Origin of the sequence: Chryseobacterium populi (assembly GCF_000282115.1) — a bacterium.
Classification (GTDB): domain Bacteria; phylum Bacteroidota; class Bacteroidia; order Flavobacteriales; family Weeksellaceae; genus Chryseobacterium; species Chryseobacterium populi.
This window is the reverse complement of the sequence record NZ_AKJY01000050.1, coordinates 1-19850: the sequence shown is the minus strand read 5'-3', so window position 1 is coordinate 19850 and position 19850 is coordinate 1. Positions and strand designations below refer to the sequence as shown.

Here is a 19850-nt window from a genome sequence, read left to right as displayed (position 1 = left end):
TTACCTTTTTCTTAATTCATCCAGACGATCCCAGATATCATCTCTTTTTTTATAGGGTAGCTCCAGGAAATCTTCAGGATGGTTTTCTTTATATTCCTGCCAGAGTTTATCATCCTTTTCACTATAATAATTAGGGAATTCCCAGATGTATTTTTTCTTTTTCTCACCTACATTTTTAAACATAAAAGCAATAATGCTCCCTACAACAGCACCGGAGAGATGGGCCTGCCATGAAATCTTACTCGGCTCCTGAAGGTTGTAGAAAAGCTCTTCCGGAAACATGCCCCATACCAGGCTTCCGTAATATAATACGACAAGCAGTGAAATGGTAAGAAGCTTCATATTCCACTTAAAAACACCACTGAAAAATAAGAAAAAGGCTAAAACATATACAACACCGCTGGCTCCGATTGTACAGGTGTACATATATTCGCCGGTAAGAATATCAACGGGCGGAAGCATCCATACCAATAAGCCTGTAGCAAGCCATCCTATAACGAATACTTTATTAGCCACTAAAGGATAAAACTGATAGAGCAGAAACATCAGTACCGCAACCGGGATTGAGTTTCCTATGATATGATCTAAATTTCCGTGTAAAAGCGGCGATGTTATTACTCCTATTAAACCCTCCGGCAATAAAGGAATAATCGCTCCAAAGCAACTTTCAAAAAAGCCGTGCATCTGTAAAAAGAACCCCAACCACATTGCAGAAAGCATCAGCAATGGATTAATGATCGCTTTTTTGGAAATTACATTTTTAAACATGAAGGAATTATCTCAAATCAAAAGCCAATTATAAATTTCGGAAATTATGGCGATATTTTATATGATGAAACTCATTTTAAGACAAAAGGGATGATTTTAAATGAATTAAGTATGTCATTAATAAATGATAGTACAGGCTGTTTATGACGATGACAAAAATTATATTTTTTATTTTTGCAGGACAAATCTTTTGTTTATGAGAAAAATTATAGCGGTGTTTGTAGTTTGTTTCGGGTTGAATGCAGGAGCACAAGAGGTGAAAAAAGATACTCTGGCTCCGGTGGCGGATACTATAAAACATTGGTCGGTGTTGGGAAAGAATACGGTAATGCTTAATCAGGCTGCTTTTTCCAATTGGGTAGGCGGTGGCGCCAACAACGTTGGCTGGCTGGCGGGCATCAATTATAATATCACCTATGAAAAAGACAAAGATCTTTGGGAGAACATCATTATTCTGGATTATGGTCAAAATAATACAAAAGGTTTAGGCACCCGAAAGACCCAGGATGTTATTAATATTTCAACCAATTACGGGCGGCAGTTTTCCAAAAGCTGGTATATTTCTTCAGGGGCCAGTTTTCAGTCCCAGTTTTCGGGAGGGTATGAAGACGGGAACAATCCCGATGCTAAAAAGATCTCTAATTTTATGGCTCCAGGATATTTAAATCTGGGTATCGGTATTACTTACAGACCCAATGATAATTTAAATGTGACTTTACGCCCTGCCAACGCGAGATGGACCTTTGTACTGGATAAAGATCTTCAGCTCGCGGGAAGCTACGGTTTAAAAGCAGATGGAGATGATTCGTTATTACAGTTCGGTTTTTTGGGAAATGCTTTGTATAAAGTTAAATTAATGGAAAATATCAATTTAACCAATACAGCATCCGTTTTCTCAAACTACCTGGATCATCCCGAAAGGCTGGTTCTGGCTTATGGTGCAGTATTAAATATGAAGATTAATAAATATATTTCTTCCAATATTACTTTGGACATACTGTACGATCACAACCAGATTCAGAAAACGCAGTTAAAACAGACTCTGGGAATCGGTTTTGCATATACTGTTAACAATGGAGGTAAACGCTCTGAAAGGAAAGACAGCCAATGGTGGATAAAAAAATAATAAGCCTCTGGTTACCTAATAAAAAAACACTTCATTTTTTGAAGTGTTTTTTTATATATCAATTAGTAATAATTTTAAAACTCTATCTGTACCTCCAGTTTTTCCGCCAGTAAGCGTGAAATTTTTTCTTTAAGAGGTTCGATATCGATATTCTGCATTGCATCATTGGCAAAAGCGTATAATAAAAGCGCCTGGGCTTCTTTTTTAGAGATTCCTCTTGCTCTTAAATAAAATAACGCGTCTTCATTCAACTGGCCTACCGTACAGCCATGAGAACACTTCACATCATCAGCGAAAATCTCTAACTGAGGTTTGGTATCAATTGTTGCCCCTTCACTTAATAAAACATTGTTATTTTGCTGATAGGCATTTGTTTTCTGCGCGATTTTATCTACAAAAACTTTTCCATTAAATACACCGTGGGCTTTATCTTTGAAAATACCTTTATAGTTTTGATAACTTTCACAGTTGGGCTGATTATGGTGAACCGCCGTATGGTGGTCTACCAACTGATCTTTCCCGATAATCGTTATTCCGTTCATAAATGAATTAATATTCTGTCCGTTATGAATAAAATCCAGATTATTTCTTACCAGTTTTCCTCCGAAAGAGAAGGTGTTTACAGTCGTTAAACTGTCTTTTTCCTGTCTTGCAAATGTATTGTCAATAAGGTAAGAAGTATCATTATCGTTCTGAAGTTTGTGCCAGTCTGCTTTTGCATTCGGATAGGTGAAAATTTCAGTTACCGAATTAGTGAATACGTATGAGTTATCAAAATTGTGGTGACTTTCAATAACTTCTACTTTAGCCCCTTCTTCTACAATCAATAGGTTTCTTGTATTATAGAATGTGTTTTCTTCCTGGTTTTGTGAAAGATAGAAAACATGGATCGGTTTTTCAATCACTACATCTTTAGGAACTTTCAGGAAGAATCCGTATTTGCAGTAAGCAAGATTTAAATTGGTGAAAGCTGAATCTTTAGTCGCAATTGTATTGAAATAAGTTTCAAAAACCTCTTTATGTTTGGCATCATTCAATGCATAGTTGAAAGAAAGAAACTCAACATTTTCAATAGAGATTTTTGATAGTTCTTTATGAAGTTTACCGTTAACAAAAACAATCCAGTCAAAATTTTCTTCCCCTAAATGCAGTTCTTCCAGCTGTTCTTTGGTGATATTATGACTTTCTTTCGGGAAAAAATTATAGTCTTTTTCCGTGATTTCCTTAAGGCTGGTATATTTATATTCTTCGTCTTTCTTCGTCGGGAAACCAGTGTTTTCAAATCTTTGAAGAGCAGCCTTTCTGTCGCCATCCAAAAACCGATGATGAAGACTCTCCAAAAATTCACTGTGGTTGTCAATAATCTGATCGTATAAAGCCATTACTGATATTTCGGCCATCACACCTTTTTTATATATTTAAAAATTGTAATAATATTGCGGGTTTTCCGCTTTTCTTTTTAAAGGATTGATAAAATCCTGTCAAAAAGCTCTTCTTCTTAATTAAGAAGCCAGTCGTACCCTTTTTCTTCAAGTTCCAGGGCAAGAGATTTATCACCTGTTTTGATGATCTTACCATTAGCCAAAACGTGAACAAAATCAGGCTGGATATAGTTAAGCAATCTCTGGTAGTGAGTAATCAAGAGAACTGCATTTCCTTCATTTTTAAAATAGTTTACACCATCTGCAACAATTCTTAAAGCATCGATATCTAATCCTGAATCCGTTTCATCCAGAATAGCCAGCTTGGGATTAAGCATCATCATCTGGAAAATTTCGTTTCTTTTCTTTTCCCCTCCGGAGAATCCTTCGTTTAATGATCTTGAAAGAAAATCTTTCTTGATTCCTAATTTTTCAGACTTATCCCGGATCATGGCAAGCATTTCTTTTGCCGGCATTTCCTCAAGCCCGTTTGCCTTTCTTGTTTCGTTTAAAGCAGCCTTGATAAAATTGGTCACAGAAACTCCCGGAATTTCCACTGGATATTGGAAAGAAAGGAAAATTCCTTTATGAGCTCTTTCTTCAGGAGCATCTTCCCTAATATCTTCTCCTTCGAAAAGAATTTCTCCATCAGTTACTTCATAATCCTCTTTTCCTGCTATTACAGATGAAAGAGTAGATTTTCCGGCTCCGTTCGGTCCCATAATAGCATGAACTTCACCTGGTTTTATTTCAAGATTGATCCCTTTTAAAATTTCTGCGCCATCTTCAATTTTGGCGTGTAGGTTTTTTATTTCTAACATATATTCATAATTTATCGCAAGGCTAGACAAAGACTTATTAGTCTTCTTTGTTGTCAAAAAATAAAGACAGACAAAGGCGCTAGCGCTTATGAATGAAATACTATTTTCTTTTTTATTTTAATTCGTTGAGACCGTTGGCTATTCTTTTAACTCCATTTTTAAAGAGTTGGGAATTAAAATTTATAAGCATTCCCAACTTATAGTTTCCTAATCTCAAATAATTTTTTAATTGTGCTGCATGAAAATTATTCAAAACATCAACAGATTTGATTTCTAAAACAACCTTGTGTTCAATCAATAAATCCATCTTAAATGCTTTTTCCAATAGCAAATCTTCATATTGGATATTTAGAAATTTTTGTCTTTCGACTTTTAATTCTGTTTTTTGTAATTCATAGAATAAACACTCTTCATAAATACTTTCAAATAAGCCTACTCCTAGTTTTCTATGAATTTTTAATCCAATTTCAAAGACAATTTTTGAAATTTCATTTTCAGTCATTTGTGTTGTTTTCTGCAAAGATACACAAGTTAATTCTTGAAAACTTAAATCTAAGACTTGTATTACTTTCCTAAGCGTTAGCGGCTTAGTTTAGCTTAAAATATTTTCAGGTATATTAAAAAATATCTTTGTTTTACTTTGCGATAAACAAGCCTTATCCTACTGAACCTTCTAATGAGATTTCCAGTAGTTTCTGGGCTTCAATGGCAAATTCCATAGGAAGTTTATTTAGAACCTCCTTACTGAAACCATTCACGATTAAAGCGATTGCTCTTTCAGTATCAATACCCCTCTGGTTACAGTAGAAAATCTGATCTTCTCCAATTTTTGAAGTGGTAGCTTCGTGTTCTAGCTGAGCGGTCGGATCTTTAATTTCAATATATGGGAAGGTATGTGCCCCACATTCATTACCCATTAGCAAAGAGTCACACTGTGAAAAATTTCTTGCTCCTTTTGCAGAAGGCATTACTTTTACCTGTCCACGGTATGAGTTTTGAGATTTTCCTGCAGAAATACCTTTTGAAATGATTGTTGATCTGGTATTTTTACCGATATGGATCATTTTTGTTCCTGTATCTGCATACTGGTGGTTATTGGTTACTGCGATAGAATAAAACTCACCGATTGAATTATCCCCTTTCAGGATACAAGACGGATACTTCCATGTTACTGCAGAACCGGTCTCAACCTGAGTCCAGGAAATCTTTGCATTTCTTTCACAAAGACCTCTTTTCGTTACAAAGTTGAAAACACCTCCTTTTCCTTCTTCATTACCTGGATACCAGTTCTGAACGGTTGAATATTTAATTTCAGCATTATCCAGGGCAACCAGTTCCACAACGGCTGCGTGAAGCTGGTTTTCATCTCTTGATGGCGCTGTACATCCTTCAAGATAAGAAACATAACTTCCTTCATCAGCGATCACAAGCGTTCTTTCAAACTGGCCTGTTCCTGCCTGGTTGATACGGAAATATGTGGAAAGTTCCATCGGGCATCTTACACCTTTAGGAATATAGCAAAAACTTCCGTCAGAAAATACTGCGGAATTTAATGCGGAATAAAAATTATCTCCTCTGGGAACTACTTTTCCAAGATATTTTTTCACAAGATCCGGATGGTTTTTAATGGCCTCAGAAATGGAGCAGAAAATAATTCCTTTCTCCATCAATGTTTCCTGAAAAGTAGTTTTCACAGAAACCGAATCGATCACAATATCTACAGCCACTCCGGAAAGCCTTTTCTGCTCTTCGATATTGATTCCTAATTTTTCAAAAGTTTTCAACAATTCAGGATCTACCTCGTCCAAACTTTCGAGTTCTGGTTTTGCTTTTGGAGCTGCGTAATACTTTATGGCCTGGAAATCAGGCTTTTCATATTTGATATTTGCCCATGTAGGCTCTATCATTTTCAGCCAGATTCTGAAAGACTCCAAACGCCATTCTGTCATCCATTCCGGCTCTTCTTTTTTAGCAGAGATGGCACGGACGATATCTTCATTCAAACCGATCGGGAAATCTTCATAATCGATCTTTGTTTCCCAACCGAATTCATATTTTTTATTTTCGAGATCGACTCTTAAATCGTCTTCAGTATATTTACTCATTATCTTTTAGATTTCAGATGTTAGACTTCGGATTCTGGAATAAGTTGGATCCTGGTCTTGTATCTAGTGTCTTTTTTCTCTACAGAGAAAAACTTTCTCCACAACCACACGTTCTGGATGCATTAGGATTGTTAAAAACAAATCCTTTTCCGTTCAAACCTCCTGAATATTCAAGAATGGTACCTGCTAAATAGAGGATGGATTTTTTATCTACAATAATTTTGATGTTATTGTCTTCAAAAATCTGGTCAGTATCTGTTTTTTGATTGTCAAATTTCAAAACATATTCTAAACCGGAACATCCGCCACTTTTTACTCCAACTCTTATATAATCTTCAAAAGGCTTAAAACCATCTTCTGTCATCAGCTGGATGGCTTTTTCTTTTGCTTGATCTGATACTTTTATCATTGTATTTATTTAGAATGATTTAATGTTGCAAAAATACGAACAAAAATCAGTAAATAAAAATCGACATTTTTATTTTATCGATTTTTATCATTGATGAGTTTAACTTTGGTAAGGTTTTGAAATCCAAAGATTAAATTAACTCAACATGAAAAAGTTAGGTATCATTGCTTTAACACTGCTTATACAAAATGTTTTTGCACAAACCAACCGATTTGTGTATCAGGTTTCTATGAAGCCGGATGCTTCAAATAAAAACGATATTAAGACAGAAAATGCATATTTGGATATTTCTCCTGAAAAGTCAATGTTTTATTCGGAAAATAGACTGAAAAGAGATTCGATTATGCAAAAAGCCTTTCAGGGCGGAGGGGGAAGAGGAAGCATCAACCGTGAGCAGATGGAAGGTTTAAGATCAAATATCAATTATTCTATCGAAAAGGATAAAGCCAACCAGAAAACGTTTTTTAAAGACAGAATCGGAAGAGATATTTATTCTTACGAAGAAGATCGTCCTTTAAACTGGAAGATTCTTTCAGAAACTACTAAAATCGGGGAATATAAGGTTCAGAAAGCGGAAACGGATTTTGGAGGAAGAAAATGGACAGCATGGTTCAGTACAGATCTGCCTTATCAGGATGGTCCGTACAAGTTTGGCGGATTGCCGGGCTTAATTATTAAAGTGGAAGACAGCGAGGGAGATTATTCTTTTGATCTGATGAAAAACTATAAAATTGCAGAATTTCCGGCAATGAATCAGTTTGGAAATACCATTAAGGTAAAAAGAACGGATTTCGTAAAACAACAGGAAAAGTTTAAATCTGACCCGATGTCATTTATGAGCCAACAAGGTGGCGGAGGATTTGCCCAGACCCGTATTATGGGTGGTGGCGGAAACCGTGGCGGCGGAGGAAATCAAAATCCGGCCGATATGAGAAAGAGAATGGAAGAAAGAATGAAAGAAGAAGCTAAAAATAACAGCAACCCAATAGAACTGAAATAAATAACACCCTGAAGTTATCTTCAGGGTGTTTTTATTATATAATGTAAAATTATTTTAAAAGCTGATCGAAAGTATTGCCCTGTCTGATATCACCGGAAGTATAGCCTTTCATAAACCATTCTTTACGTTGGGCAGATGACCCGTGGGTAAAGCTTTCCTGATTGACGTATCCCTGAGATCTTTTCTGAATATTATCGTCACCTACTGCTTCAGCAGCACTGATTGCAGCATCAATATCTCCGGGTTCCAATATATGTTCTCTGCTGTCTGTCTGTTTCGCCCAGACTCCGGCATAAAAGTCGGCCTGTAACTCCGTTGCTACTGAAACTCTGTTCATTTGGGCTTCAGAATATTGTCCTGCTCTTCTTAATTTATCTACCTGTTGGGTTGTTCCCAAAAGTGTTTGTACATGATGTCCCATTTCATGAGCCATTACGTAAGCGATCGTAAATTCTGTAACCTGGGCTCCAAATTGTTGCTGAAGTTCTTTAAAGAAGCTCATATCCATATAAACGGTCTGGTCTGCCGGGCAATAAAACGGGCCCATTGCAGATTGTGCAGTTCCACATCCGGATTGTGTTGTACTTTCAAATAGTACTACCCTTGCCGGGCGATACTGCATTCCGTTGTCTGCAAAAATTTTAGTCCATGTCTGTTCATTTTCGGCCGTGATCATTTGTACAAATTCACGAACTTTAAGTTCATTTGCATTCAAATCTCTTTGCTCAGTTGGAGCAGAACTGTTGCCACCGGATGAAGAAAGGATGGATGAAGGATCTCCTCCTAAAAAAAATATAATGGCAGCAATAATAAGAGTTCCGAGTCCACCACCTACAATTGCACCACCACTGCCGCTTCCGCGACGGTCTTCTACATTACCGCTTCTGTCGTCTGTCCATTTCATAGTAAATAAATTTTTATCAGTGTAAATTTAAAATTATTATTGATACGAAAAGATTATTTTTTAATGGTAAGCTTCAGAAAATTCATTAGTGGTTAAGCTGATTGGTTTTAAGCCAGCATGATGTAGACTGGTATGCTGAAATTGTTTCATTGATCAGTTTCTGATCAGGTGTTTTCAGAATCTTTTCATCATTATAGATATTGAATTGAGGAGCCAGTTTGCCCGGTTTCGGAGATAGTGAATACTGCTTTATTTTTTTTACCGGAGAAAGAATGGTTAAATGGTCATCTTTTATAAAACCCAGATCCTGGTATGTGGCAACATAGGCTTTAGGCTGAAATTCGGTCTTAAATACATCCTGTCCTAAGAACTTGGACTGATAACTGAAATTCAATAGACCAAAAAGAGTAGGCATTATATCGATCTGAGACATCAGCTTGTTAAACTTCTGTGGTTTGATAAAACCGTCAGAAAAAATCATAGCCGGAATCCTGTATTTATCGGTTGGAAGTTCCGTACTTCCGGCACTGGATGCACAATGGTCGGCGATAATCACAAAAACGGTGTTATGATACCAGTCTTGTTTTTTTGCCATTTCAAAGAACTTTCTCAATGAATAATCGGTATATTTCACCCCACCTTCCCTGGATTTTGCATTTCCGGGAATATCAATTCTTCCGTTGGGATAGGTGAAAGGCCTGTGGTTGGAAACAGTCATCCAATGATTAAAAAAAGGCTTTCCGGATTTTGATTCTGTATTCATTATCTGGATTGCTTTTTTCGCCATATCTTCATCTGCTACTCCCCAAACATTGGCAAATGTAATTTCTTCAGGCTTAAAACTATTCCGGTCAACAATTCCATATCCATTGCCGGAAAAGAAATCTTCCATATTGTCAAAATAACTATAACCTCCATATAAGAACTTCACATCATATCCTTTAGCTTTAAAAACAGTTCCGGTTGTGAATTTATTTTTATTGTTTTCTCTTTTGATGATACTTTCTCCCGCAGTGGGCGGAATGCAAAGGGTCAAAGCTTCTAAACCCCTTACAGTTCTGTTTCCTGTGGCATAAAGATTGGTAAACATCAATGAACGATCCGCGAGGCTGTCTAAAAAAGGCATAATCTTCTGATCATTTCCATAATGTTCCAGAAAGTCAGCCGATAAACTTTCTACAGAGATAAGTACTACATTTTTCTTAAGTTCCGGCTGATCAGAAATGATATTTCGTGTTAAAGTATGTTCAGAATATTGACTCAAAAAGTTGGCTTCAGCTGTTTTCTGACCGATTAGTGGATAAAACCGAAAATAATCCAGTTCATTATGGGTAAAAGCCCAATAGAATTTCGGTAATCCGTTGGCTTCAATTTCCTCTGTAAAAACATTTGATGATTTGATTTGCGTTGTAAAATGTAATCCGGACAAACTGATTCCCACTAACAGGATGAATGTTGCCAGCAAAATTAATTTCTGTTTCAGGTTAGGCAGGTCAGTCAGCTCCTGTTTTGTTTTTTTATAAATAAACCACGTAACAGCCAATGATACAGCAAATATAACAAGGAATAAAGGAATTACCGGATAGCTTTCCATTACATTTCCAATGACCTCGTTGGTATAAATAAGATAATCAACTGCAATAAAATTATAACGTAATCCAAATTCATTATAAAAGAAATATTCACTTACCGCATTAAAGACAATGAGCACGACGTATAAAAATAATGTAATGAAATAGAGGGTATTTCTAATTTTAAGCCTTTGATTCGGTAAGAATAGCATTAAGCTGAATAGGATTATTTTCAATCCTATAAATGCAAGAGCTATCTCTGCCAAAGAACCTCCGTATTGTTTGAAAATATTATTGGGTATCAGAAGGATGTATAAAAAGAGAAGCACTAACGCAGTTAGTATAATCTGGCCGTAAGGGCTTTTATATTTTGAATTTGATAAGAATAAAAAATATACAGCCAGAAATGGGCATGTTATAATGAAAACTAAAATATCATTTAAAATACCCAGTGATATTATTTTTATTATTTCAAAAAAACCGAAACTGGCTGTGGTGATCGGATGAAACAGGAAAACAACCCTTACAATCAATGAAAAGATAAGATAAAAAAATCCTAAATATAAGAATGGTTTAGTTTTTTGAGTAAACATTAGTTTAAATATATATAGTTTTCGCAAAGATAGTTTTTGTACGAAATCTTTCAATAAAAAAAATAAAAATCGGCGATTTATTGGATTATTTATAATTGTTTAAATTAAGATTAAAAAATGATATTATCCGGAAAAGCTTTTCTGTGAAGGGTTTAAGGGGAGATACATAAAAAAAAGAGGCTATGAAAATAGTCTCTTTTTGTTTTATCATTCTGTAATAAGTGTTAAAATTAAGAATGGCCGAATCCGATATTTCCTTTTTTCTCAGAGAGATTTTTTTTGAAATCAATCATTCTTAAAGCGGTAACGGCTGCTTCTACACCCTTATTTCCAAGATCACCGCCACTTCTTGCTATAGACTGTTCTTTTGTGTCGTCAGTCAGTACACAGAAAATGGTAGGGGTATCCGTTAAAATATTGCAGTCTTTAATCCCCTGGGCTACCGCTGAGCAGACGTAATCAAAATGTGGAGTTTCTCCACGGATTACACATCCTATAGCAATTACAGCATCATATTTTCGCTCTTTACAAAGCTGCATGCTTGCATAGTTTAATTCAAACGCTCCGGGAACGGGGAAAAGTTTAATGTTGTCAGCTTTTACCCCTTCTTTTTTCAGGATTTCCAAAGCTGCATCACGAAGATTGTAGGTTATAAAATCATTCCACTCAGAAAAAACAATGCCGATAGAAAAATCTTCGGCATTAGTTATATTAAGTGGCTTGTAATCGGAAAGATTAACTGTTGCCATTTTTTAGTAATATTTAGTCATTTCAATATAAGAATCAGACATTCCGTTATCGTAGTCCTGGTATTTTTCGTCAATAGCAGAAAAATATTTTTTAGCATCTGCATTTTTCTTTAATCCCAATGCTACGATACCTGCCTTTTTTGTAAAATAATAAATGGTATATGGGTCACTGGAAGCAGAAGCTGCTTTATCCAATAACGCTAAAGCTTCATCATTTTTATTAAGGCCTGATTTTGCATCTGCCATTGCTCCATACTTCATGGCCATCAATGTTTTATTATCAGACGAAAATTTATCTAAAAGATCATATGCTTCCTGGAATTTCCCTTCTTTGAATTTCAATAAACCTGCATTGTATGCAGAAAGTTTGCCAATATCAGTAGATGAGAACTCATTATACGTTCCCAGAAATCCTGGGTTTGCAGCAGATTTTCCTCCTAAAGCTTCTTTATCTTTTCCTTCAGTCAGGTTCTTTTGTGCAGCAAGGAAGCTTTTTACGGCTTCAACATTTTTGGGAGCAACAATGAATTGTTTGTAAGCGAAAAATCCAAGAACGCCTAACACCAACACACCAAAAACAATACCTAGTGGTTTTGAATATTTTTCAAGGAATCTTTCAGTGTTTAAAGCCTCTCTGTCAAGATCTTTAAAAAATTCCACTGTTTCTTTACCTTCTTGCTCATGTTGAGCATTCTTTGCAAGTTTTGCCATAAATTCTTAAAAATTGAATTGCAAATTTAATTGTTTCTGAATGATTTACAAAATACTTTGAGGTTATTATTAATAAAAGTATGGTAAATGTCGGAGAACTGCTAATACAAGGATGCTAATATTCTAAAATATGATAGACCTCAGCGTTGAACCTTTTCAGTTTTTCATCGCCGCCTAGCCCTTTCAATCCGATCAGGAAGCTGAACTGGGTCACTTCTGCCCCCTGTTTCTCAACCAGGTTGGCGGCAGCTTCCGTTGTTCCGCCTGTTGCAAGAAGATCATCATGAATTAAAATACGTTGTCCTTTCTGTATTTGCCCTTCACGGGTTTCAATTTCCGCACTTCCGTATTCCAGATCATATTTTTCTGAGATAATCGGAGGGGGGAGTTTTCCTTTTTTCCGGATCAGGATAAACGGAACTTCCAAAGCTACGGCAATTGCAATTCCAAATAAATAGCCCCGGCTCTCAATTCCGCACACGGCATCTACTTTTCCTTTGCTGAAGGTTACAAGGTCTTCAATAACAGATTCATACAATTTCGGATTTAGGAAAATAGGGGAGATATCTTTGAACTGGATTCCGGGAATCGGAAAATCAGGAATATTCTCAATCGTATCTTCCAGGTTTTTGATGAGTTCTTTTGAAGCCATTTATGGGTTTATTTTATAACTGGATATTTTCCAGTCTCCGTTTACATTTTTAAGTCCGAAAGTTACTTTCAGGGAAGTTACTTTTCCATTCTTATCAGTTACATCATACGTGGCATTTACACTTGCATTATTAGTGTTGCTTGCATTGGTACTGATATTTTTAACGTTTACATTTTTTACAGATCCAAATCCTGACGTAGGGTTTGAAAAAGATTCGTAGCTTCCCCAGCTTGGGTTGCTGGAAGAGTCAAATGCTGCCTTAAGGTTTTGAGAACTTACGTTGCTTAAAAACTTGTTTACTGTATTTTTCGGATCTCCTGTTGGTTGTTTTGGTGTAGCAGGAGTTGTTGTAGGATCTGTAGGATTCGCAGTATTTACGGGACTGTTCGGGTCTGCTGCACTCGGATCCTGAATCACTGCTGTTGAATCCACTTTCGGTGGAGCAGGAACTTTCAATGCGGTAGGGTTTACATCAAGCCCTATTTTAGTCATTTTGAAAGTTTTTGCCGTTGTTTTTACAGAGATTGTAATATCTATTTTATTATCTACGACTTTAGCTGCAGGGATGGATGAGAACTTTAGATTAAAACCTCCGAAATTATTATCCTGCATCAGGTTTTTTGCTGTAGAAAGTTTTACGCCATTGCTGAAAACCTCTAAAGTTGTTTCTAAAGCGGCTCCGGTAAAAGAAATGGGTTTTCCGGTGTTGTCTACAAGTCTTGGTACGATCTGAAGGGCAGTTGCACCTTCTCCATTGTCTCCTGTAGGTCTTGTAATAATGCTTAATGAATTTGCTTTCACATCGTTCGGGTCGCTTTCCTTAGCTTTATCATCTCCGAAAATGTTCATTTCTCCTAATGACGGCGGTGCATTGCTTGCCCATTCGATCCCGTTTTTTTGAGCCACTTCATCTGCCATGGTCATTATCTCAGGAACTTTTTTTCCATTAATAAGCTGGCCAAGAGCTTTCAGTTCATTTTCGTCACCTTCAGCCTCTACTCCGAATGTTTTTAAAATATAAAGAGCTTCATTAAATTTTATCTGTTTAATGGTAGACAGACTCGAAGCCATATCATTGATGCTGGTTTGTAAAGTTTGGGTTGTGCTTGCATCAACATGGTCCTTCTTACAAGCCGTAAAAAAGAATAAACTGAATAGTAGCAGAAGAGAAAACTTTTTCATTTTTATTGGTTTGCTACAAATTTAGTAAAACCTTTATTAATAGAAATTTTTATTTTTTATTTTCAGCTTCTTTTAAATCATCTTTAAAGAATGAACTGAAAATAGTCTGCATATTCGGAAAAGAAGGCTCTTGCCAATATTTTGTCTGATAATTGCTGTTGTCTTTGTCAAATTTCACTTTTTCGATGTCATCACCGTTTTCAAAGCTAAGTTCGGTAGGATAAAAATTGCCATAGACTGTAATCTGATTGTAGTTGGGTTCACTTTTGTGTTTTAGCTTGATAAAAATAAGTTCGTTATATTCTAAGAAATCCCTTAATGTTTTTTGCGATCCTTTTTCAAAAGACAGGTTTAAAATAGATCTGATATCATAAAACCTATATCCGAAAATAGCAAATTCTTTTTCCTGCAGTGCAGCTCCGGTAATTTCGATCTGGTCTTTCTGGTCTCCTTTCAGTTCTTTTATGATATTATTTTTTGTTTTGTATTCTTCCGGGTTTCCAACATTTTTAAGCTTCGGAAGGTTTAAAGAATTACCATAATCCCAGGATGATGTCTGCTTCTTTTCATTTTTAGCGTCTGTCAACCTGAAAATTCTATACTGCTCAACTTTGGTGCTTTTTAATTTTTTTGTTTTGTTGTCAAAAATATAGGTTGCAATTCCGTCAGCATATGAGTTAAGTTTATTATTAACTGTAACATAAGAGTTGAAGTTTCCTTTGATTAAAATATATTTTGCGGGTTTGCTGTTTTTTATAACGACGGTTTCAATGTCTTTCACCCTGTCATTTACTTTTATGATCTCTTTATCAAAATCGGCATAAGATAGGGTAGCAATGGGAAAATTATCATAAACCAGCTGGAATTTTTCCTGTGAAGGATCCAATAACTGCTTATCTATTTTTCCGTCAATATCGGAGAAAGCCAGAATACTTCCGTCTTTTCCGAAAACCGAAATTTTGGGTAGCGGTTTATTGGTCTTTTCAGAAATAAAAGTGATGGTCTGTGCATTTACAAAGTTTATTAACAGGATAAGCAAAAAGCTGAGTACGTGAATTTTTTTCATGTAAATATTTTTTCAATAGTTAGTTTATCTGATTATAAGACGCATGAAATCTGAATTGGTTGCCTGAACTTCATTTTATCGCATAAAAAAAGACCGATTGTTTTATCAATCAGTCTTTTGGAGTTTTATTTTGTTACAAGCCCTTAGAAAGGATACTCGTAAATTTCAGATTCGTGTAAGAAAGGGTTTCCTGTAGGAATCAGTTTCAGTTTAGATAATGCAGTCATTACGGTAAACATAAATAATCCTGCGATAAATAAAACAGCACCTAATATTAATAAGAACACTTCAGGAGTTTTCCAGTAAGGACCTACTGTTCCAGGCATTACCATATTGAAGTAATCTAAAATGTGTCCAAGGATAACCACTACAGCCATCGTTGTTACTACTTTGTAGTTTCTTTTTATGCTGCTGCTTACCAATACCAATAATGGTAATAAGAAGTTAATGATCAACATGGGTAAGAATGTAGGAGCATAGTGTTGGAATCTTCCAAAGAAATAGTTAACCTCTTCCGGAACGTTTGCATACCAGTAAAGCATGAACTGTGCAAACCATGTATACGTCCATAGCATACTTGTAGCGAAAAGGAATACTCCTAAATCGTGTAAGTGATTGTCATTGAACTGAGGAAGAAATCCGTTTTTCTTAAGGTATACACTTAGTAAGATGATTACAGCGATACCACTTGAAAGGCAGCTAACCATTGAATACCAGATATACATCGTAGAATACCAGTGAGGGTCAATAGACATTAACCAGTCCCAAGCCCATGCCGCAGATGCAAATCCGAAGAATGCAATATATCCTACAGCCCATCTGTAAAGCATTTGGTAATCTACTTTTGATTTTGTTTCATCTACTTTCTTAGACTGAGCTTTAAGCTTCCATGCAAAGAAAGAGGCACCAGCAACATAAATAATCGTTCTGATAGCGTAGAAAGGAATATTTAAGAATCGTTTCTTTTCAAATAGGATCACATCAAAGTGTGCAGATTCAGGATCTGTCAACTCAGGATCCATCCAGTGGAACAAGTGACCGTTGTGAGTGATATTAATTATCATAAGGATAATTAAAATAGCACCACCCCAAGGAATATAAGAAGCAATAGCTTCCATCACTCTTGTAATGATAATTGGCCAACCTGCGTGAGCCGCGTGCTGAATACAGTAAAAGAACAGTACAGCACAACTAACTCCAAAGAAAAATACAGCTACAAAGTGTAATGATGCCAAAGGCTGGTTGTGAACCTGAAGAGTAGCATGCTCTAAATGAGCTGCATGATCCTGAGGGCCCACCATTTCACTTGAGTGTGTAGGTGCGGTATGACCTGAAGCATGAACAGCTTCCATCATTTGTTCTATTTTCTCAGTAGAGATTCCTTTATTCATGAAGAAACCGATACCAAACAGAACTAAACCTACAACAAGAAGTATTATAGAAGTTGATTTTAATTTTGGTGAAAAACTATACATTTCTTTTCTTATTTTTTAGTTTCGGTAGTAGTTTCAGTTTTTGCTGTCTCTGTAGCTGCTGCCGGTGCTGCTGCTCCTTTTTTGAAGGCGCTAATCACATACATTGCTACTCTCCATCTGTCTCCTGCGTTCAATTGTCCCGCATAAGATCCCATCGCGTTTCTACCGTTTGTTAATACATAATGAACAGATCCTACAGTAATTTCTCTGTCGGCATAATTAGGTACACCTGAGAAAGCACCGCTTTGTACAATTGGCCCCTGTCCATCACCTCCTGTTCCGTGACATGCAGCACAGGTACGGTCAAACAACATTTTTCCTCTTTCGATATCTTTGGCAGCGTTTGCCGGATTCAAAGGAGAAGCTGTCAGTTTTTTAGAAGCATCATACCCTGCGTTATATTCATCTACATTTCTTGGAAGTAAGCCTTCTTCAAAAATTCCGTCCTTATTCTGAGGTACGCTTCCTTCTACCGGAGCAAGCCCTGTAGCGAAGCTGTTTTTAACAAAAGCAGGAATTTCATTTTCATGATCGGAATAAGCATCCTGAGCTTTCATCAATGGATCATAAGCTACCGGAAAGTACATATCTGGGAAATATACCAATGGTACATTTTCTTTTGGTCCGCAAGAATTAAGTAAAACCGTTGTTAAACCTAAAATTGCTGTAATTTTTAATACATTCTTTTTCATCTGGACATTTTTATTTTTTTTATGGTCAGATGTAACCATTGCATTAGGTTTCATTTTAAGCATCTTTAACAGTTATTTCTTCAACTCCGGTTTCAATCAGCAACTGCTTTACAGATTCTACATCTTCAGTTACAAATTCCATCATAAACTTGTCATCTGTAGTTCTCGGATCCGGGTTTTGTGCAGGAGCTCCGGGATACATTTTATTTCTTACCAAGAAAGTTAAAGACATCATGTGAGCGGCACAGAACACCATCAATTCAAACATTGGAACTACGAATGCAGGCATGTTATGTCCCCAGTCGAATGCCGGTTTACCACCGATATTCTGAGGCCAGTCATGATTCATAATATACCAGGTTACAGTAGCACCGATAGTAACACCGTAAAGCGCATAGATAAATGCGGCATCAGAAATTCTTGTTTTCTTTAAACCTAAAGCTTTATCTAGTCCGTGAACCGGGAATGGAGTATAAACTTCGTTTATTTTAATTCCTTTATCGTTGAATGCTTTAACGCCGTTCATTAAATCGTCGTCGTCAGCATAAAGTCCGTATACAATTTTAGTGGTGCTCATCTCCTTCTTTTGCTTTATAAGTTTCACCTGAGATTTTCAAAATCGATTTTAATTCAGCCTGTGCAATGACAGGGAATGTTCTTGCGTACAATAAGAATAATGTAGAAAAGAATCCGATTGTTCCTAAATATACACCCACATCAATAATCGTTGGCTTAAACATCGTCCAAGATCCTGGTAAATAATCTCTGGAAAGGTTGATAACGATGATATCAAAACGTTCAAACCACATCCCGATGTTGATGATCAATGCAACGATGAACGTCCAGATAATATTTGTTCTCAATCTTTTGAACCAGAAAGAAGCCGGAATTACAAGGTTACAGATGATCAATGACCAGAATGCCCACCAGTAAGGTCCAACGGCAGCACCTGGAGAAAGATAGGTAAAGTCTTCAAATCTTGATCCGGAATACCATCCGATAAAATATTCTGTTGCATAAGCAACTGTTACCATACCACCTGTCAGGATAATTACGATGTTCATAATTTCGATATGATACATCGTGATATAGTCTTCAAGGTGACAAACTTTTCTTGCGATTAACAACAGGGTCTGTACCATTGCAAATCCTGAGAAGATCGCACCGGCAACGAAATAAGGAGGGTAGATTGTAGAGTGCCATCCTTTAATTACCGAAGTTGCGAAGTCAAAAGATACGGTAGTGTGTACTGAGAATACAAGTGGAGTTGCCAAACCTGCCAATACCAAGGATAATTCTTCGAATCTCTGCCAGTGTTTTGCCTTACCACCCCAACCGAATGCAAGGAATGTATAAATTTTTCTTGTCCAAGGCGTTTTTGCTCTGTCTCTGATCATGGCAAAGTCAGGGATCAATCCCATAAACCAGAATACTGTAGATACTGAGAAATACGTAGAGATTGCAAATACGTCCCAAAGTAGAGGAGAGTTAAAGTTCCCCCAAAGAGAACCGAACTGGTTAGGTAACGGGAATACCCAGTATCCTACCCAAACTCTACCCATGTGGATTACGGGAAAAATGGCCGCCTGTACAACTGCAAAGATGGTCATCGCTTCAGCTGAACGGTTTACCGACATTCTCCAACGTTGTCTAAATAATAATAATACCGCTGAGATTAGGGTTCCGGCGTGACCGATACCTACCCACCATACGAAGTTGGTAATATCCCAACCCCAGTTAATAGTTCTGTTAAGCCCCCATGCTCCAATACCTGTTCCGATAGTATAAGCGATACACCCGAATCCATAGATGAATAGAACTAAGGCTGCATATAATGAGATCCACCATAATTTACCTGCTCTTTCTTCGATAGGTCGTGCAATATCTTCTGTGATATCGTGATAAGTTTTGTGACCAATAATTAGAGGTTCCCTTATCGGAGCTTCGTAATGTCCTGACATTTTTTACCTATTTATTATTTAAACGTTATTTTTCTACTCTGTTTCTTACTTTAGTGTGATAGAACACGTTTGGTTTTGTTCCTATCTCTTCCAGTAAATAATATCTTCTGTTGCTAGCGTATTGCTTTCTCACTTCAGATTCTTTATCATTCATATCTCCAAACGTCATTGCTCCGGTAGAACATGCAGCAGCACAAGCACAAGAATTTTTGAATTCGTTGTCCGTTACTTTTCTGTTTTCTCTCTTAGCATTTAAGATTGTAGCCTGGGTTTCCTGGATACACATTGAGCATTTCTCCATTACCCCTCTTGTTCTTACAACTACGTCGGGGTTTAGTACCATTCTTCCAAGGTCGTTGTTCATGTTGAAATCGAACTTGTCATTAAGGTTGTATGTAAACCAGTTGAAACGTCTTACTTTGTAAGGACAGTTGTTTGCACAATATCTTGTACCGATACATCTGTTGTAAGCCATATGGTTCTGACCTTGCTTACCATGTGAAGTAGCCGCTACCGGACATACCGTTTCACAAGGAGCGTGGTTACAGTGCTGGCACATTACCGGCTGGAAGATTACATCCGGATTATCGGCAGGGTGGTTAAGAGCACCTCCGTCGCCGAAAGCAGTTCCGTATAATTCAGGA

20 protein-coding genes are annotated in these 19850 nt (G+C 36.7%); 2 read left to right on the top strand and 18 right to left on the bottom strand.

Annotated features, from left to right (window positions below; all coding sequences use genetic code 11):
- Positions 1–768, bottom strand: a complete 768-nt coding sequence (locus tag PMI13_RS12915) for a rhomboid family intramembrane serine protease (protein ID WP_007844406.1) — start codon at positions 766–768, stop codon at positions 1–3.
- 196 nt (positions 769–964) lie between these two features.
- Here PMI13_RS12915 and PMI13_RS12910 point away from each other — a divergent pair, with 196 nt between their 5' ends.
- Complete coding sequence (locus PMI13_RS12910; protein ID WP_034669664.1) at positions 965–1894, top strand: DUF3078 domain-containing protein; 930 nt, start codon at positions 965–967, stop codon at positions 1892–1894.
- A 74-nt stretch (positions 1895–1968) separates the two neighbouring features.
- On the opposite strand, the gene sufD is transcribed toward PMI13_RS12910, so the two are convergent.
- From sufD to PMI13_RS12885, 5 genes are all read right to left on the bottom strand, one after another.
- Positions 1969–3276 carry a Fe-S cluster assembly protein SufD gene (gene sufD / locus PMI13_RS12905; RefSeq protein WP_034669665.1) on the bottom strand — a complete coding sequence of 436 codons (1308 nt, stop codon included), beginning with the start codon at positions 3274–3276 and terminating at the stop codon, positions 1969–1971.
- 116 nt (positions 3277–3392) lie between these two features.
- Positions 3393–4136, bottom strand: coding sequence for a Fe-S cluster assembly ATPase SufC (gene sufC / locus PMI13_RS12900; protein WP_007844400.1), 744 nt, complete (start codon positions 4134–4136; stop codon positions 3393–3395).
- 112 nt (positions 4137–4248) lie between these two features.
- Positions 4249–4638, bottom strand: coding sequence for a GxxExxY protein (locus PMI13_RS12895; RefSeq protein ID WP_034669639.1), 390 nt, complete (start codon positions 4636–4638; stop codon positions 4249–4251).
- Between the two features lie 154 nt (positions 4639–4792).
- A complete protein-coding gene (gene sufB / locus PMI13_RS12890; protein ID WP_007844398.1) occupies positions 4793–6241 on the bottom strand; it encodes a Fe-S cluster assembly protein SufB in 1449 nt (482 codons plus the stop codon).
- A 79-nt stretch (positions 6242–6320) separates the two neighbouring features.
- Positions 6321–6650 carry a HesB/IscA family protein gene (locus tag PMI13_RS12885; RefSeq protein ID WP_007844397.1) on the bottom strand — a complete coding sequence of 110 codons (330 nt, stop codon included), beginning with the start codon at positions 6648–6650 and terminating at the stop codon, positions 6321–6323.
- Positions 6651–6795: 145 nt separating this feature from the next.
- Between PMI13_RS12885 and PMI13_RS12880 the strand changes: the two genes are divergently transcribed.
- Positions 6796–7650 carry a GLPGLI family protein gene (locus PMI13_RS12880; protein ID WP_007844393.1) on the top strand — a complete coding sequence of 285 codons (855 nt, stop codon included), beginning with the start codon at positions 6796–6798 and terminating at the stop codon, positions 7648–7650.
- 49 nt (positions 7651–7699) lie between these two features.
- On the opposite strand, the gene ypfJ is transcribed toward PMI13_RS12880, so the two are convergent.
- The 12 genes from ypfJ to PMI13_RS12820 all read right to left on the bottom strand — a co-directional run.
- The gene (gene ypfJ / locus PMI13_RS12875; protein ID WP_007844391.1) at positions 7700–8554 is read right to left on the bottom strand and encodes a KPN_02809 family neutral zinc metallopeptidase; all 855 of its coding nucleotides are present in this window, start codon (positions 8552–8554) and stop codon (positions 7700–7702) included.
- 85 nt (positions 8555–8639) lie between these two features.
- Positions 8640–10718 carry an LTA synthase family protein gene (locus PMI13_RS12870; protein ID WP_007844389.1) on the bottom strand — a complete coding sequence of 693 codons (2079 nt, stop codon included), beginning with the start codon at positions 10716–10718 and terminating at the stop codon, positions 8640–8642.
- Positions 10719–10948: 230 nt separating this feature from the next.
- Entirely contained in the window at positions 10949–11467 is a 519-nt protein-coding gene (ribH, locus tag PMI13_RS12865) for a 6,7-dimethyl-8-ribityllumazine synthase (protein ID WP_007844385.1), read from the bottom strand.
- 3 nt (positions 11468–11470) lie between these two features.
- Positions 11471–12178, bottom strand: a complete 708-nt coding sequence (locus PMI13_RS12860) for a YfgM family protein (RefSeq protein ID WP_007844382.1) — start codon at positions 12176–12178, stop codon at positions 11471–11473.
- Positions 12179–12293: 115 nt separating this feature from the next.
- Positions 12294–12830 (bottom strand): adenine phosphoribosyltransferase, encoded by a 537-nt coding sequence (locus PMI13_RS12855; protein WP_007844380.1) that lies wholly within the window; start codon positions 12828–12830, stop codon positions 12294–12296.
- Positions 12831–14012 (bottom strand): NTF2-like N-terminal transpeptidase domain-containing protein, encoded by a 1182-nt coding sequence (locus tag PMI13_RS12850; RefSeq protein ID WP_007844375.1) that lies wholly within the window; start codon positions 14010–14012, stop codon positions 12831–12833.
- A gap of 49 nt (positions 14013–14061) precedes the next feature.
- Complete coding sequence (locus PMI13_RS12845; RefSeq protein ID WP_007844372.1) at positions 14062–15078, bottom strand: hypothetical protein; 1017 nt, start codon at positions 15076–15078, stop codon at positions 14062–14064.
- Between the two features lie 143 nt (positions 15079–15221).
- Entirely contained in the window at positions 15222–16553 is a 1332-nt protein-coding gene (locus PMI13_RS12840; RefSeq protein WP_007844369.1) for a hypothetical protein, read from the bottom strand.
- Positions 16554–16561: 8 nt separating this feature from the next.
- On the bottom strand, positions 16562–17245 hold the full coding sequence (locus PMI13_RS12835; RefSeq protein ID WP_034669666.1) for a c-type cytochrome: 684 nt from the start codon (positions 17243–17245) through the stop codon (positions 16562–16564).
- 55 nt (positions 17246–17300) lie between these two features.
- Positions 17301–17822: a DUF3341 domain-containing protein gene (locus PMI13_RS12830; RefSeq protein WP_007844364.1), complete on the bottom strand. Its 522-nt coding sequence runs from the start codon at positions 17820–17822 to the stop codon at positions 17301–17303.
- On the bottom strand, positions 17809–19206 hold the full coding sequence (gene nrfD / locus PMI13_RS12825) for an NrfD/PsrC family molybdoenzyme membrane anchor subunit (protein ID WP_007844361.1): 1398 nt from the start codon (positions 19204–19206) through the stop codon (positions 17809–17811). Before nrfD ends, PMI13_RS12830 begins: the two co-directional genes overlap by 14 nt.
- 25 nt (positions 19207–19231) lie before the next feature.
- A partial coding sequence (locus tag PMI13_RS12820) for a 4Fe-4S dicluster domain-containing protein (protein WP_007844360.1) occupies positions 19232–19850 on the bottom strand: 619 nt, incomplete at its 5' end.

Excerpts from the sequence above, each read along its gene's own strand:
- PMI13_RS12835 (WP_034669666.1), bottom strand. The coding sequence starts at position 17,245 with ATGAAAAAGAATGTATTAAAAATTACAGCAATTTTAGGTTTAACAACG.
- ypfJ (WP_007844391.1), bottom strand. The coding sequence starts at position 8,554 with ATGAAATGGACAGACGACAGAAGCGGTAATGTAGAAGACCGTCGCGGA.
- PMI13_RS12880 (WP_007844393.1), top strand. The coding sequence starts at position 6,796 with ATGAAAAAGTTAGGTATCATTGCTTTAACACTGCTTATACAAAATGTT.
- PMI13_RS12840 (WP_007844369.1), bottom strand. The coding sequence starts at position 16,553 with ATGTATAGTTTTTCACCAAAATTAAAATCAACTTCTATAATACTTCTT.
- PMI13_RS12855 (WP_007844380.1), bottom strand. The coding sequence starts at position 12,830 with ATGGCTTCAAAAGAACTCATCAAAAACCTGGAAGATACGATTGAGAAT.
- PMI13_RS12885 (WP_007844397.1), bottom strand. The coding sequence starts at position 6,650 with ATGATAAAAGTATCAGATCAAGCAAAAGAAAAAGCCATCCAGCTGATG.
- sufB (WP_007844398.1), bottom strand. The coding sequence starts at position 6,241 with ATGAGTAAATATACTGAAGACGATTTAAGAGTCGATCTCGAAAATAAA.
- PMI13_RS12870 (WP_007844389.1), bottom strand. The coding sequence starts at position 10,718 with ATGTTTACTCAAAAAACTAAACCATTCTTATATTTAGGATTTTTTTAT.
- sufC (WP_007844400.1), bottom strand. The coding sequence starts at position 4,136 with ATGTTAGAAATAAAAAACCTACACGCCAAAATTGAAGATGGCGCAGAA.
- PMI13_RS12910 (WP_034669664.1), top strand. The coding sequence starts at position 965 with ATGAGAAAAATTATAGCGGTGTTTGTAGTTTGTTTCGGGTTGAATGCA.
- PMI13_RS12915 (WP_007844406.1), bottom strand. The coding sequence starts at position 768 with ATGTTTAAAAATGTAATTTCCAAAAAAGCGATCATTAATCCATTGCTG.
- PMI13_RS12895 (WP_034669639.1), bottom strand. The coding sequence starts at position 4,638 with ATGACTGAAAATGAAATTTCAAAAATTGTCTTTGAAATTGGATTAAAA.
- sufD (WP_034669665.1), bottom strand. The coding sequence starts at position 3,276 with ATGGCTTTATACGATCAGATTATTGACAACCACAGTGAATTTTTGGAG.
- PMI13_RS12830 (WP_007844364.1), bottom strand. The coding sequence starts at position 17,822 with ATGAGCACCACTAAAATTGTATACGGACTTTATGCTGACGACGACGAT.
- PMI13_RS12845 (WP_007844372.1), bottom strand. The coding sequence starts at position 15,078 with ATGAAAAAAATTCACGTACTCAGCTTTTTGCTTATCCTGTTAATAAAC.
- PMI13_RS12860 (WP_007844382.1), bottom strand. The coding sequence starts at position 12,178 with ATGGCAAAACTTGCAAAGAATGCTCAACATGAGCAAGAAGGTAAAGAA.
- nrfD (WP_007844361.1), bottom strand. The coding sequence starts at position 19,206 with ATGTCAGGACATTACGAAGCTCCGATAAGGGAACCTCTAATTATTGGT.
- ribH (WP_007844385.1), bottom strand. The coding sequence starts at position 11,467 with ATGGCAACAGTTAATCTTTCCGATTACAAGCCACTTAATATAACTAAT.
- PMI13_RS12850 (WP_007844375.1), bottom strand. The coding sequence starts at position 14,012 with ATGAAAAAGTTTTCTCTTCTGCTACTATTCAGTTTATTCTTTTTTACG.